This is a genomic window from Mesorhizobium sp. M0522 (assembly GCF_040321085.1).
GTDB lineage: Bacteria > Pseudomonadota > Alphaproteobacteria > Rhizobiales > Rhizobiaceae > Mesorhizobium.
This window is the reverse complement of record NZ_JAMYQW010000014.1, coordinates 1-13029: the sequence shown is the minus strand read 5'-3', so window position 1 is coordinate 13029 and position 13029 is coordinate 1. Positions and strand designations below refer to the sequence as shown.

Genomic DNA, 13029 nt, shown 5'->3' with positions numbered 1-13029 from the left:
GAATGACTTTCAGGCTGGCTCCAACCGCGGCTTCGGACGGGTTCCGGCTCGAGGCGCACGACACGGTCGGCTCCACCAACGCGCTGGCGCTGGAGCATGCACGGGCCGGCGATCCGGGCAAACTCTGGGTCGTCTCCAAAAAGCAGGAAGCCGGGCGTGGCCGCCGTGGCCGCGCCTGGGCGACGCCCGAGGGCAATCTGGCAGCGACGTTGCTGGTGATCACCAACACCGAGCTTCGGCTTGCCGCGACGCTCGGCTTCGTTGCCGGACTGGCGCTGGCCGACGCGCTCGACGCTGTCGTGCCGAAGGGCAGGATCGCGATCGGCCTCGATGGTGCGAGCCAAGGCAAGAACCGTTTCGAACTGAAATGGCCCAACGATGTGCTTGCCTCGGGCGCCAAGCTCGCCGGCATCCTGCTGGAATCGGCGATGCTGGATGGTGGCCGTTCCGCGGTGGCTGTCGGTGTCGGCGTCAACGTGGTGGCATACCCTGAGGATTTGCCTTATCCAGCGACGTCGCTCAGCGCGCTGGGGTCTGCTTGCGATGCCGAGACGCTGTTCCTGGCGCTGTCGGATACATGGAGCGAGAATGCGCGGCTGTGGAACGAAGGGCGCGGGCTTGCCGCCGTCAGGCGGCGGTGGCTGGCGCGTGCGGCGGGGCTTGGCGGGCAGGTTGCTGTCAGAATTGACGGTAATGTGGTGCGCGGCACCTTCGAGACCATTGACGAGGACTGCCGTTTCGTGATCCGCGACGATCAAGGTTCGGTTCTGACGATCGCCGCCGGCGACGTGCATTTCGGCGCGGTTGCCTCGGCCGGCGTTTGACTGGCCAATACGTTTGACTGGCCAGGTATTTGACCAGCTTGAATTTGACCGGCCGACAATTTTGACCGGCCGACAATTTTGACCGGCCCACAATTTTGACCGGCAAGGAAGGAAAGACCATGGCGATAGCGGAAAACGCCGAACTTGTCTTCGTGCCGCTCGGCGGTGTCGGCGAGATCGGCATGAACTTCGCCCTCTACGGCTATGGGCCGGCCAATGCGCGCGAATGGATCGTGGTCGACGTCGGCGTCACTTTTCCCGATGCAACCCTGCCCGGCGTCGACCTGGTTCTGCCCGACACGCGTTTCATCGAGGAGAATGTCGCCAATCTGCGCGGCATCGTCATCACCCATGCGCATGAGGACCATTACGGCGCGCTCCACGACATCTGGCCGAAGCTCAAGGCGCCGGTGTGGATGACGCCGTTCAGCGCCGGCCTGCTGGAAGCCAAGCGGCAGGGCGAGCAAGGGGCGCCGAAGATCCCGGTGACGATCTACCGGGCCGGCGAGAAATTCACCGTCGGCCCGTTCGAGATCGAGGCCATCCCTGTTGCGCACTCCATTCCCGAACCGATGTCGCTGGCGATCACGACGCCGGCCGGCGTCGTCATCCATACCGGCGACTGGAAGATCGATCCGGCGCCGACGGTCGGGCCGATGACCGACGAGGCGCGCTTCCGAGCCTATGGCGACAAGGGTGTGCTGGCGCTGGTCTGCGATTCCACCAATGCGATGCGGGAAGGGGAATCGCCGTCCGAAGTGGCGGTGGGCGAGGGCCTCAAGAGCGTCATCCAGAACGCCAAGGGCCGGGTCGCCGTCACCAGCTTCTCCTCCAATGTCGGGCGTATCGTCTCCATCGCCAAGGCGGCGCGGGATGCCGGCCGCCAGTGCCTGGTGATTGGCCGCTCGATGAAGCGCGTCATCGATGTGGCTGATGAACTCGGCTATATGGACGGGTTGCCGGAATTCATCGCCGAGGAGGATTACGGCTTCATCCCGCGCGAAAACCTCGTCATCATCTGCACCGGCAGCCAGGGCGAGCCGCTTGCCGCACTTGCCAAGCTGTCGCGCGACGAGATGAAGTCGGTGGCGCTGACGGCCGGCGACACGGTGGTGTTTTCCTCGCGCACCATTCCCGGCAACGAGAAGGCGATCCTCGAAATCAAGAACCGCCTGATCGATCTCGGCATCAAGATCATCGAGGACGGCGATGCGCTGGTGCATGTCTCCGGCCATCCACGCCGCAGCGAATTGCGCAAGATGTATGAATGGGTGCGGCCGCAGATCGGCGTTCCCGTGCATGGCGAAGCGGCGCATCTGGTGGCGCAGGGCTCGCTGATGTCGACGTCCGGCATCGGCCAGGTCGCGCAGGTGCGCGACGGCGACATGCTCAGGCTGTATCCGGGTGCCGCCGCCATCATCGACCAGGTGCCGTTCGGCCGCATCTACAAGGACGGAAGGCTGATCGGCACCGACCAGGCGATGGGCATTCGCGACCGCCGCAAGCTGTCCTTTGCCGGCCATGTCGCCGTCAATGTCGTGCTCGACGACAAATACGCGCTTGCCGGCGATCCCGATCTCGTCGCCATCGGCGTCGCCGAGGCCGACGGCAGCGGCGAGAGCCTGGAAGACCTGATGATCGATGCGGCAATCGGCGCCGTGGACTCCATCCCCCGCCAGCGCCGAAAAGACCTCGACCTGGTCCAGGAGGCAGTGCGGCGCGCGGTGCGCGGCGCGGCCAACGAAGCCTGGGGCAAGAAGCCGCTGGTGACGGTGTTCGTCACAAGGTAAGTGAATAGTGAATAGTGAATAGAGAATAGGATGTTGTGGGTTAGCGGTTTTGCAATGCGCAATATTCCATTCACCATTCACCATTCACCATTCACTACTCACTACCCCAGACCTGGAGCACCCTATGCTCGGACGCCTCAACCATGTCGCGCTTGCGGTGCCGGATCTGGCCGCGGCTGCGGCGGTCTATCGCGATACGCTTGGCGCTTGCGTGACCGCGCCGCAGGCGCTGCCGGAGCATGGCGTTACGGTGGTGTTCGTCGACGTCGGCAACACCAGGATCGAGTTGCTCGAGCCTCTCGGCGAAGCCTCGCCGATCGCCGCATTCCTCGCGAAGAATCCGTCCGGCGGCATGCACCATGTCTGCTATGAGGTGGACGACATTGTTGCGGCGCACGACCGTCTCAAGGCCAGCGGCGCGCGCGTGCTGGGCGACGGCAATCCGAAGATCGGCGCACATGGCAAGCCGGTATTGTTTCTGCACCCCAAGGATTTCTTCGGCACGCTGGTCGAACTGGAGCAAGCATGAGTTGGGTTTCGTTTGTCGCCCTGTTCTTCGCCACATGGTGGGTGGTGTTGTTCGCCGTCCTGCCGTTCAGCATGCGGACGCAGGACGAGGATCGGGACGTGACGCTTGGCACGGTTCCGAGCGCACCGCGCGGACCGCACATGCTGCGCGCGGCGCTGCGCACGACGATCGTCACGCTGGTCCTCATGGGTATCTTCTACGGCATCACGAGAGGGCTTGGCCTCGGTATCGACGACATCCCGCACATCGTGCCGGATTTCAACCAGAGCCTAGCGCATTAGCCGGCTACCTACCGTGTCCGACTATCCCAGCCTAGCCGAGGCTCTGAAATCAAGCTGAGCCAGCAAGGTCAATCCAAAGTAAAGGCCGGGGCGGGTTTGGGCTGACGCAACGTCATGTAGTTTGGTAATCTGTCGTGCTAACCAGATGATTGCACAAAAAAAATGCAAGGCGCGAGGCCTTGCAATTTAAACGCGTCCGATCTGTTTCCGGTGTCCGGCGGCAGCGAGTTACCGCGCCTAGATCGCATCCTCCCAAGACTTTGACCGCGTAGGAGGGCAGATTTTTCTCTACCCTCTCGGTTATGGGGGCACACTAGCCTAAGGCGGGTGAAAATGTCACGAAGAATTTTGCCCGGAAACAGGCAATCTCGTGCTGCAGTGCACAATAGTACGGCAGGCGTTGCTTGCGAAACGCCCAGCAAGCCGCGTGCGGCAATTGCGGCGCCTGTGCAGCGCTTGGGCCGGGTTTCCATTCCGCCATGAAATGGCTATGAAGCCGGGGCAAGCAAGCCTGCGCTGCGCCGATTCCGGCGCCGCCATCCTCTCTCACGGACCAGTCCATGCGTTTGTCGCGCTATTTCCTGCCCATTCTCAAAGAAAATCCGCGCGAGGCCGAGATCGTCTCGCATCGGCTGATGCTGCGCGCCGGCATGATCCGCCAGCAGGGGCAGGGCAGCTTTTCCTGGCTGCCGCTCGGCAAGCGGGTGCTGGACAAGGTCTGCCGGATCATTCGCGAGGAGCAGAATCGCGCCGGCGCACTCGAAATCCTGATGCCGACCATCCAATCGGCCGAGCTGTGGCGCGAAAGCGGCCGCTATGAAGACTACGGCAAGGAGATGCTGCGCATCAAGGACCGGCAAGACCGCGATATGCTCTACGGGCCGACCAACGAGGAGATGGTCACCGAGATATTCCGCTCCTATGTCAAGTCCTACAAGGACCTGCCGCTCAACCTCTATCATATCCAGTGGAAGTTTCGCGACGAGGTGCGCCCGCGCTTCGGCGTCATGCGTTCGCGCGAGTTCCTGATGAAGGACGCCTATTCCTTCGACCTCGATTATGAAGGCGCCAAGGCCGCTTATAACCGCATGTTCGTGTCCTATCTCAGGACGTTTACGCGCCTGGGGCTGCAGGCCATTCCGATGCGCGCCGACACCGGGCCGATCGGCGGCGACCTCAGCCATGAGTTCATCATCCTGGCCGACACCGGCGAGAGCCAGGTGTTTTGCCATCGCGACTATCTCTCGCTTGAGGTGCCGGGGGCGGATACCGATTTTTCGAACGACGCCGAGATCGGCGGCATCGTCAAGACGTGGACGACGCCCTATGCCGCCACCGACGAAATGCATGACGAGGCGGCATGGGAAAAGCTCTCCGAAGGCGACAGGGTCTCGGCGCGCGGCATCGAGGTTGGGCATATCTTCCATTTCGGCGACAAATATTCCAAGCCGATGGGCGCCAAGGTGACCGGGCCGGACGGCAAGGATCATTTCGTTTCTGGCGGTTCCTACGGCATCGGCCCGTCCAGGCTGGTCGCGGCGATCATCGAGGCCAGCCATGACGATAACGGCATCATCTGGCCGGAGGCGGTGGCACCGTTCGATGTCGGCCTGATCAACATGAAGGCTGGCGATGCCGAATGCGACCGCGTCTGCCGCGAGCTGAATGCCGCCTTTGCCGCCGCCGGCAAGGAGGTGCTCTACGACGACACCGACCAGCGGCCGGGCGGCAAGTTCGCCACCGCCGACCTGATCGGGCTCCCGTGGCAGGTGATCGTCGGGCCGCGTGGTGTCGCCGCCGGCGAGGTCGAAATCAAGAACCGCAGGACCGGCGAGCGCGAGACGCTGCCGATCGGCGACGTGAAAAAGCGTTTCGGTGCCGCCGTATGAGTGAAGCGGCAGCAGCCAAACCTTCGGCGGCAGGACCCTTTTCCGGCTTCGAGCGCATGGTGGCGTGGCGCTATCTGCGCTCGCGCCGCAAGGAGACGGTGATCTCGGTGATCGCCTCGATCTCCTTCCTCGGCATCATGCTGGGCGTTGCCACGCTGATCGTCGTCATGGCGGTCATGAACGGCTTTCGCGCCGAACTGCTGACGCGCATCCTTGGCGTCAACGGGCACCTGATCGTGCAGCCGCTCGACATGCCGCTGGAGGACTATGACCAGGTCGCCGGCCGCATCAACGGCGTGCCCGGCGTCAAATATGCCATTCCGCTGATCGACGGGCAGGTGCTGGCGCAAGGCAATGTCGGCGGCGGCACCGGCGCGCTGGTGCGCGGTATACGCGGCGAGGATCTCGGCAAGATCACGATCGTCGCCAACAACATCAAGGCGGGCTCGATCGTCGGCTTCGACACCGGCGAGGGAGTCGCCATCGGCAGCCGCATGGCCGAGAATCTCGGCCTTGTGCTCGGCGATACCATCACGCTGATCTCGCCCGAGGGCGACGTCACGCCGCTCGGCACGACGCCGCGCATGAAAGGCTATCCGATAACCGCGATCTTCGAGGTCGGCATGTCGGAATATGACAGCTCCATCGTCTACATGCCGTTTTCGGAAGCGCAGCTTTATTTCAACATGGACGGCAGGGCGCAGACGATCGAGATCTACGCCGACAATCCCGACAATATCGACGCGCTGAAGCCGAAGGTCGAAGAGGCGGCGCAACGGCCGATCACCCTCGTCGATTGGCGGGAGCGTAACAAGACGTTTTTCGACGCGCTGCAGGTCGAGCGCAACGTCATGTTCATGATCCTGACGCTGATCGTGCTGGTGGCGGCGCTCAACATCATTTCGGGCCTGATCATGCTGGTGAAGGACAAGGGCCACGACATCGCCATCCTGCGCACCATGGGCGCCACGCGCGGCGCGATCCTGCGCATCTTCCTGATGACCGGGGCTGCGATCGGCGTTGTCGGCACCATCGCCGGCGTGCTGCTCGGCATCGTGATCTGCCTCAACGTCGAGCGCATCCGCCAGTTCTTCTCCTGGCTGGCCAACGAGCGGCTGTTCAATCCCGAGCTTTATTTCCTGAGCCAGCTGCCGGCGCGCATGGATGCCAGCGAGACGATCTCGGTCGTTCTCATGGCTTTGGCGCTGTCGTTCCTGGCGACACTGTTTCCGGCGTGGCGCGCTGCCAGGCTCGATCCGGTCGAAGCGCTGAGGTACGAATGATGGCCGAGGCCATTATCGAGCTGAAGAGCGTCGAACGCCATTATGTACAGGGGCCGCGCAAGCTGACCATCCTGAACGGCGCCGATTTTTCGCTGAAGCGTGGCGAGATGGTGGCGCTTGTGGCGCCGTCGGGCACCGGCAAGTCGACGCTGCTCCACACGGCCGGGCTGCTGGAGCGACCGGACGCCGGCGACGTGATCCTGGCGGGGCGCGCCTGCGGCCGGCTTTCCGACGACGAGCGCACGGCGATCCGCCGCAACGATGTCGGCTTCGTCTACCAGTTCCATCATTTGTTGCCTGAGTTTTCTGCGCTGGAAAACATCATGATGCCGCAGCTGATAAAAGGGCTGCCGCGCAAGGAGGCGGCCGAGCGGGCGGCGCAATTGCTCGACTATATGCAGATCGGCAAGCGGGCACAGCATCGCCCCTCCGAGCTCTCCGGCGGCGAGCAGCAGCGGGTCGCCATTGCGCGTGCCGTCGCCAATGCGCCGCTGGTGCTTTTGGCCGACGAGCCGACCGGCAATCTCGACCCGGTGACCGCTTCCTATGTGTTCGAGGCGCTGGCAGCACTGGTCCGGCAATCGGGCCTGGCGGCGCTCATCGCCACCCACAATCACGAGCTCGCCTCGCGCATGGACCGCCGCGTGACGCTGTCCGACGGCAAGGTTGTGCCGCTTTAGGGTGCGCTGCAATTGAGGCGATGACGGCCCGCGAGCTGCCGTGCGCCGTCCCGCCGCTTTCGCGCGCCTGTCGGCCCCGAAACGCTCGGCATCTCCTTCTCAACCCTTTCTTAACCCTGTCGAAATGACCGAGCGCAATTCGGGTGACGCCCGGACTGCGATCGTTGACATTCGAACAAAATTAGAACAAAATACGAACATACTAACAACAGGAGAGAGTTATGACCGATCTTGTTCAGGATGTCGTCTCGCTGGTGTGCATGAGCACGTTCCTCATTTCCATGGCAATCTGGATCGGCGCGATGTGAGAATTTAGCTCGAGGGCGGGCTCGATGCTGATGAGCGAGGGCCGCCTTCGCATATTGGCGCAGGCATTGGGCGAGTGTTTCAGCCGGCCTTGCGGGACACTTCGACAGGCGACACCGCGGCGGGCCCGAACACGTCCTCGAAAGCGGATTTCAGCGCCAGGTCGAGGTCGGCCATGGTCACGGGAAGGCCGAGGTCGACAAGGCTGGTGACGCCGTGATGCTGGACGCCGCACGGCACGATGCCGCTGAAATGGCTAAGGTCCGGCTCGACATTGATGGCGATGCCGTGAAAGCTCACCCAGCGCCTCAGCCTGATGCCGATGGCGGCGATCTTGTCCTCGGCCGCCGAGCCGTCGGGCAAAGCGGGGCGGTCCGGCCGAACCACCCAGACGCCGACGCGGTCCTCGCGGCGTTCGCCGCGTACGTTGAAGGCGGCCAGCGAGCCGATGATCCATTGTTCGAGTGCGGCGACGAAGGCGCGGACATCCTCGCGCCGCCGCTTCAGGTCGAGCATGACGTAGGCGACTCGCTGGCCCGGCCCATGATAGGTGTATTCGCCGCCACGCCCGGCGGCAAAGACCGGGAAACGGTCCGGCTCGATCAGGTCCTTGATGCGGGCGCTGGTGCCGGCGGTGTAGAGCGGCGGGTGCTCGACCAGCCAGACCATCTCGCCGGCGGCGCCGCTGCGGATTGCCTCGGCGCGCGCCTCCATCACGGCGAGCGCATCGGGATAGGCGGTGAGCCCGGGCTCGATGCGCCATTCGACCGGCGCCGAGCCGGGCAAGGGCAGGAACGACGTGGCGATCTGGCTGCGTTCTGTCATGATATCTCGTCTCGCCACTCATATGGCGGCAATCGGTACGAACGTCCAGTTCCGGCACGTTCGGCCCTTGAAGAGTTATGCCGATGTCCGGCCGATTATTGCTGGCCGCGCACTTGTTTCACCGGAAACGATTTGCTACACGCCGCGGGCCGGTTGGTTCCGGCTCCTACCACGTGCGGTCGTGGCGGAATTGGTAGACGCGCAGCGTTGAGGTCGCTGTGGGGCAACCCGTGGAAGTTCGAGTCTTCTCGACCGCACCATCAAATTCGTGAACTTGGCCCTCTAAGCCATTGAAACTCCAGTCCGGCAGAGCACCCGTTGATGAGGGCGCTTGGCGTTCTTGCCGAAATGCGATACAATTTGGGATACAAACTGAGATACATCGCGAGTTTGGCCCATGCGAAAAGAGGCCGTCGCAGAGCCCGCCAGAGACCCGGATCGCTACCTCGTCCAGCGCGACGGAATTTTCTATTATCATCGGCGAATGCCCGCCAAGATGGTCGGCATCGACGATCGCGGCAGGTTCATTCGCAAGTCCCTGGGAACGGACGAACGCCGCCTCGCACGTGCCATGCGCGACAAGCTCGAAGACGCGGACAAGACCCTGTGGGCGGTGCTTCTTTGCGGCGGCGAGACAAGGTCAGCACTCGATCAGTATCGCGACGCCGTTCGCCGGGCTGAAGCCATGGGCGTTTCCTACCTTTCAAATGGACAGGTGGCAGGCTTTCAGAATGTCGATTCAATTTTAAAGCGTGTCGAGGCGCTGGAGCGCGTTCAAGCGGCCCCCGCGGTCGCCGACGCTCTCCTCGGCGGGGTGCAGGTGCCGCCGGTCAAAGTCTCCAAAGCTTTTGATCTCTACGCCGATGAGATCATGGCCCATGAAGTCGCGGGTAAGAGCCAGTCGCAGCGCCGAATGTGGAAGAAGGTAAAGCAGAGAGCCGTAAACAATTTCGTTGCCCTGGTTGGTGACAAGCCGATCGGCGACGTCACGCGTGAAGACGGACTGACCTTCTACCGGTTCTGGCTCAAGCGCATCGCGCCGCCGCCAGACATCGGAGCCGCGACACATTCGGCGTCTGCCGGCAATCGAGACCTCGGCAACATGCGGGATCTCTACAGGCGTTATTTCGCTCATTTGGGCGAGGAACAAAAAGGCACCCCATTCGATGACCTCCGCTTTTCGGAGCGTGGCAAGCGCCGTCGTAAACGGCCGTCATTCGAACCCAAATGGATAACCGATCAGATCATGAGGCCGGGCGCTTTAGCATCCCTGGATGCTCAAGCGCGTCGCTGCGTTCTGGCGCTGATCGAGACAGGCACACGCCCAAGCGAGATATGCAATCTTGATGAGACCGTGATCTTCCTTGACACGCCGGTTCCGTATATTCGCATTACCCCACGAGAGGACGCCGATGATCCGCGCGAGATCAAGACCGAATGGTCAGTGCGAGATGTACCGCTGGTAGGCGTCGCGCTGGAAGTTTTTAAGAAAAATCCGCAGGGCTTTCCGCGCTACCGCAATCGTGAAGAGGCGCTTTCTGCAAACCTCAATAAATTCTTTAAAACACACAAACTTTTCCCGACACCGAAGCACAAGATTTATTCCCTCCGGCACAGTTTCGAGGATCGTATGAAGGAGGCAGGTATCGACAGCGAGCTTCGCAAAATCTTGATGGGCCATACGATAGAGCGTGTAGAGTATGGTACGGGCGGATCGTTGCAATGGCGACGAGACGAACTCAAAAAAATTGCTTTGCCTTTCGATCCCGAGATCGTTTGAGCCGTTCCTGGACGCGCAGCATTGCGCCCATCTCTGCAATCAATTTCTTCTTCTCCCGTTCAAGACGCTCGTAAATCGGGAGATACGCTCGTCCTTTGTTGCCAGCCTTGTGGATAGCTAGGGCGAGCGTATCCAGAGCGCGGTCAATTCTGTCTAAGGTCACGGGCTCAGGAACAGTGCTTACCTGTGGCAGAACACAGGTCATTGTCTGTCCCGTCTGTTTCCTGTTCGGCGATGACACAGACGAGATAATGGCAGCAGGCGCAGGTGAGAAAAGCGGTTTGCCTCCCGCATCGTGCAGCGGCGATACTTACCGGTCCGCAGCGTCTCGCACTTGGCTGCCAACTCACCCCAGCCAATACCTCGGCCCCGGCCCCTTGCGTCCTGCCATATCGGTAGGGTTTGCAAGGCTACACCGGTCGATCGACAGGCAGCCGCAACCGATGCACTCGGTAAGCCCCGACCTCAGGCGCTGCAACTCGGCGATGCGCTGGTCGATGCGCTTGGTCCACTGGCCCGACAACCGCGACCAATCCCGACGCGACGGCACGCGATCGGCTGGCAACTTGGCGAGCTCGGCGCCGATCTCCTCGAGCGTCAGCCCAATTCGCTGCGCGAAGACGATGAAGGCGATCCGGCGCAGCACGGATCGCGGATAGCGTCTGTGTCCCGAGCCGGCCCGCTCGGACGCGATCAGCCCGCGCTCCTCGTAGAAGCGCAGGGCCGATGAGGCGACGCCGCTACGCCGCGACACGTCGGCGATGGTCAGCATGGAATCCATGCATGAACGAAAGCACGATTCCCGCTTGACTTCAAGTTAACTTGAACTTGTAGAAGGCGCCATAAAGCTTGAAGGAGCACCGGCAATGCAGTCGAATATTGATCCTCAGGGACTTCGCGTGGCGGTTACGGGCGGCACCTCCGGGCTCGGAATGGCGCTCGTGCGGCAGCTGACCGCGCAGGGTGCGTGCGTGGCCTTCGTCGCTCGCACCGCCGCGAATGTCGAACGCATCGCTGACGAGACGGGCGCGCACGGCATTGTCGGCGACGTCGGCAAGAAGGAGGACACCTACTCGATCGCGCTACAGGTAACTGCGAGCCTCGGCGGGCTCGACGTCCTGATCAACAATGCCTCGAGCCTCGGCCCTGTCCCTCTGGCGCTCCTCGCCGATACTGAGTGCGAGGAACTGGAGGTGGCGCTCGCGGTCAACCTGGTCGGCGCGTTCCGGCTGACGAAGGCCCCGTTCGGTGCACTTGCCGCGTCCGCACGCGGGGGCCGTGGCGCGCTGGTGATCAACATCTCCAGCGATGCGGCGGTGAACGCCTATCCCGGCTGGGGCGCCTACGGCACGAGCAAGGCTGCTCTTGCTCATCTGACGGCGATTTGGGACGAGGAGGCGAAGGCTGACGGCATACGGCTCTTCGCGCTAGACCCCGGTGATATGGACACCCCATTGCACGCGCTGGCGCTTCCTGACGCCGATCCGTCTACATTGAAACGCCCCGAGCTGTCCGCTGCCGAGATCATCGAAAAGATGCTCGGCGCGTTGCAGGTCCGTGCTACGCTTCACGCCGGGGCAAATACATGATTGCCGCCGACCGTCCCGACCGGCGCGCTGCCAGGCTGTTGGTCCTCGAGGCGGACGGCACGACGCGCGACCTGCCGCGCGCTGGAATCAAGACGCTATTCGGTCCCGGCGATCTGGTCGTCGCCAATGACGCCGCGACCTTGCCTGCCAGCTTGCACGGCACGCATGTCCCGAGCGACGAGGCGATCGAGATCCGCCTGGCAGGCTGGCAGTCGTTTCCCGATCCAACCCGTTTCTTGGCGATTGCCTTCGGTGCAGGCGATCACGGCACGCGCACTGAAGACCGGCCGCCTCCGCCTCCGCTGTCACCAGGCGATCGACTCCGGCTCGGCCCGCTTAACGCCGTCGTAGAGCGCCTTCTCGACCATCCTCGCCTTCTTGAGCTGCGTTTGCCAGGCAACCGCGCAGCGGTGCTTGCAGCACTGGCGCAGCACGGCCGACCGATCCAATACGCGCATGTTCGTGAGCCGTTGGCACTGTGGGATGTCTGGACGAATATTGCCGCCGAGCCGGCCGCGTTCGAGGCGCCATCGGCAGGCTTCGCGCTCGACTGGCGTACGCTCCAGGTCTGGCGTCGGCGCGACGTTGGCTTCGCAACGCTCACGCATGCCGCCGGCGTTTCTTCCACCGGCGATCCCGCACTCGATTCGCGTCTTCCCTTCGACGAGCCCTACCGCATTCCCGAGCGCACCGCAGCGCAGGTCGTGCGGGCGAAGCTCCGCGGCAGCCGCATCATCGCGATCGGCACGAGCGTAGTGCGCGCCCTTGAGGCAGCCGCCAATTCCGATGGCGGTGTGCGTGCCGGAAAAGGCATTGCGACAGGGCGCATCGCGCGCGGCACGCCGCTTCGCGTGGTCGATGCGATTTTTACAGGCGTCCACCAGCCCGGCGAAAGCCATTTCGAGCTCCTGCGCGCCTTTGCCGACGATGCTCTGCTCGCCAAGGCCTCCACAGCCTTTGCCGCCTACCGCTACCGCGCGCATGAATTCGGCGATTCCATGCTGCTTAATCGCCAACCGCCGCTTCTATCGCGCGAACAAAATCGGGGCGAGGGGCTCGAGACGAAGGCTTTACTCGAGGTGTGCCATGATGTCGGCAGGATCGGTGGTATTTCGTGCTCGGCGCGCAAGGAAGTCGGAGCTATGTTACAGCGGACCAAATTCGGCATTTGTGATGGGTTTCGGATGCCGGCCGTCTACTGAGATGGCGTGGCTCGAGGCCGGCGTCCGGAAGCCTCCAGGGAAGGAACCCGC

At 62.8% G+C, this 13029-nt stretch carries 12 protein-coding genes and 1 tRNA gene; 11 read left to right on the top strand and 2 right to left on the bottom strand.

Annotated features, from left to right (window positions below; genetic code table 11):
* The first annotated feature begins 2 nt into the window (after positions 1-2).
* From NKI58_RS16815 to NKI58_RS16785, 7 genes are all read left to right on the top strand, one after another.
* Positions 3-824 (top strand): biotin--[acetyl-CoA-carboxylase] ligase, encoded by an 822-nt coding sequence (locus NKI58_RS16815; RefSeq protein ID WP_352589715.1) that lies wholly within the window; start codon positions 3-5, stop codon positions 822-824.
* A 119-nt stretch (positions 825-943) separates the two neighbouring features.
* The gene (locus tag NKI58_RS16810) at positions 944-2614 is read left to right on the top strand and encodes a ribonuclease J (RefSeq protein ID WP_352786694.1); all 1671 of its coding nucleotides are present in this window, start codon (positions 944-946) and stop codon (positions 2612-2614) included.
* A gap of 124 nt (positions 2615-2738) precedes the next feature.
* Entirely contained in the window at positions 2739-3143 is a 405-nt protein-coding gene (gene mce, locus NKI58_RS16805) for a methylmalonyl-CoA epimerase (RefSeq protein ID WP_352786693.1), read from the top strand.
* The gene (locus NKI58_RS16800) at positions 3140-3424 is read left to right on the top strand and encodes a DUF1467 family protein (protein ID WP_352786692.1); all 285 of its coding nucleotides are present in this window, start codon (positions 3140-3142) and stop codon (positions 3422-3424) included. Before mce ends, NKI58_RS16800 begins: the two co-directional genes overlap by 4 nt.
* Before the next feature lie 560 nt (positions 3425-3984).
* Positions 3985-5313 (top strand): proline--tRNA ligase, encoded by a 1329-nt coding sequence (proS, locus tag NKI58_RS16795; RefSeq protein ID WP_352570374.1) that lies wholly within the window; start codon positions 3985-3987, stop codon positions 5311-5313.
* Complete coding sequence (locus NKI58_RS16790) at positions 5310-6596, top strand: lipoprotein-releasing ABC transporter permease subunit (RefSeq protein WP_352458234.1); 1287 nt, start codon at positions 5310-5312, stop codon at positions 6594-6596. Before proS ends, NKI58_RS16790 begins: the two co-directional genes overlap by 4 nt.
* The gene (locus NKI58_RS16785) at positions 6593-7276 is read left to right on the top strand and encodes an ABC transporter ATP-binding protein (protein ID WP_023676610.1); all 684 of its coding nucleotides are present in this window, start codon (positions 6593-6595) and stop codon (positions 7274-7276) included. The genes NKI58_RS16790 and NKI58_RS16785 overlap by 4 nt, the downstream gene beginning before the upstream one ends.
* 387 nt (positions 7277-7663) lie before the next feature.
* On the opposite strand, the gene lipB is transcribed toward NKI58_RS16785, so the two are convergent.
* A complete protein-coding gene (gene lipB, locus NKI58_RS16780; protein WP_352786691.1) occupies positions 7664-8407 on the bottom strand; it encodes a lipoyl(octanoyl) transferase LipB in 744 nt (247 codons plus the stop codon).
* 175 nt (positions 8408-8582) lie between these two features.
* Here lipB and NKI58_RS16775 point away from each other — a divergent pair.
* Both NKI58_RS16775 and NKI58_RS16770 read left to right on the top strand, forming a co-directional pair.
* Positions 8583-8667: transfer RNA gene (locus tag NKI58_RS16775), tRNA-Leu, on the top strand.
* Between the two features lie 137 nt (positions 8668-8804).
* A complete protein-coding gene (locus NKI58_RS16770) occupies positions 8805-10187 on the top strand; it encodes a DUF6538 domain-containing protein (RefSeq protein WP_023676607.1) in 1383 nt (460 codons plus the stop codon).
* Between the two features lie 346 nt (positions 10188-10533).
* On the opposite strand, the gene soxR is transcribed toward NKI58_RS16770, so the two are convergent.
* The gene (soxR, locus tag NKI58_RS16765) at positions 10534-10968 is read right to left on the bottom strand and encodes a redox-sensitive transcriptional activator SoxR (protein ID WP_352617470.1); all 435 of its coding nucleotides are present in this window, start codon (positions 10966-10968) and stop codon (positions 10534-10536) included.
* Between the two features lie 85 nt (positions 10969-11053).
* Here soxR and NKI58_RS16760 point away from each other — a divergent pair, with 85 nt between their 5' ends.
* Positions 11054-11776: an SDR family NAD(P)-dependent oxidoreductase gene (locus NKI58_RS16760; RefSeq protein ID WP_352824436.1), complete on the top strand. Its 723-nt coding sequence runs from the start codon at positions 11054-11056 to the stop codon at positions 11774-11776.
* Positions 11773-12978, top strand: a complete 1206-nt coding sequence (locus tag NKI58_RS16755; protein ID WP_352786688.1) for an S-adenosylmethionine:tRNA ribosyltransferase-isomerase — start codon at positions 11773-11775, stop codon at positions 12976-12978. The genes NKI58_RS16760 and NKI58_RS16755 overlap by 4 nt, the downstream gene beginning before the upstream one ends.
* The last annotated feature ends 51 nt before the right edge of the window (positions 12979-13029 follow it).

Bases quoted from the DNA above. Each gene is read 5' to 3' on its own strand.
- NKI58_RS16815 (WP_352589715.1), top strand. From the start codon at position 3: ATGACTTTCAGGCTGGCTCCAACCGCGGCTTCGGACGGGTTCCGGCTC.
- NKI58_RS16810 (WP_352786694.1), top strand. From the start codon at position 944: ATGGCGATAGCGGAAAACGCCGAACTTGTCTTCGTGCCGCTCGGCGGT.
- mce (WP_352786693.1), top strand. From the start codon at position 2,739: ATGCTCGGACGCCTCAACCATGTCGCGCTTGCGGTGCCGGATCTGGCC.
- NKI58_RS16800 (WP_352786692.1), top strand. From the start codon at position 3,140: ATGAGTTGGGTTTCGTTTGTCGCCCTGTTCTTCGCCACATGGTGGGTG.
- proS (WP_352570374.1), top strand. From the start codon at position 3,985: ATGCGTTTGTCGCGCTATTTCCTGCCCATTCTCAAAGAAAATCCGCGC.
- NKI58_RS16790 (WP_352458234.1), top strand. From the start codon at position 5,310: ATGAGTGAAGCGGCAGCAGCCAAACCTTCGGCGGCAGGACCCTTTTCC.
- NKI58_RS16785 (WP_023676610.1), top strand. From the start codon at position 6,593: ATGATGGCCGAGGCCATTATCGAGCTGAAGAGCGTCGAACGCCATTAT.
- lipB (WP_352786691.1), bottom strand. From the start codon at position 8,407: ATGACAGAACGCAGCCAGATCGCCACGTCGTTCCTGCCCTTGCCCGGC.
- NKI58_RS16770 (WP_023676607.1), top strand. From the start codon at position 8,805: ATGCGAAAAGAGGCCGTCGCAGAGCCCGCCAGAGACCCGGATCGCTAC.
- soxR (WP_352617470.1), bottom strand. From the start codon at position 10,968: ATGGATTCCATGCTGACCATCGCCGACGTGTCGCGGCGTAGCGGCGTC.
- NKI58_RS16760 (WP_352824436.1), top strand. From the start codon at position 11,054: ATGCAGTCGAATATTGATCCTCAGGGACTTCGCGTGGCGGTTACGGGC.
- NKI58_RS16755 (WP_352786688.1), top strand. From the start codon at position 11,773: ATGATTGCCGCCGACCGTCCCGACCGGCGCGCTGCCAGGCTGTTGGTC.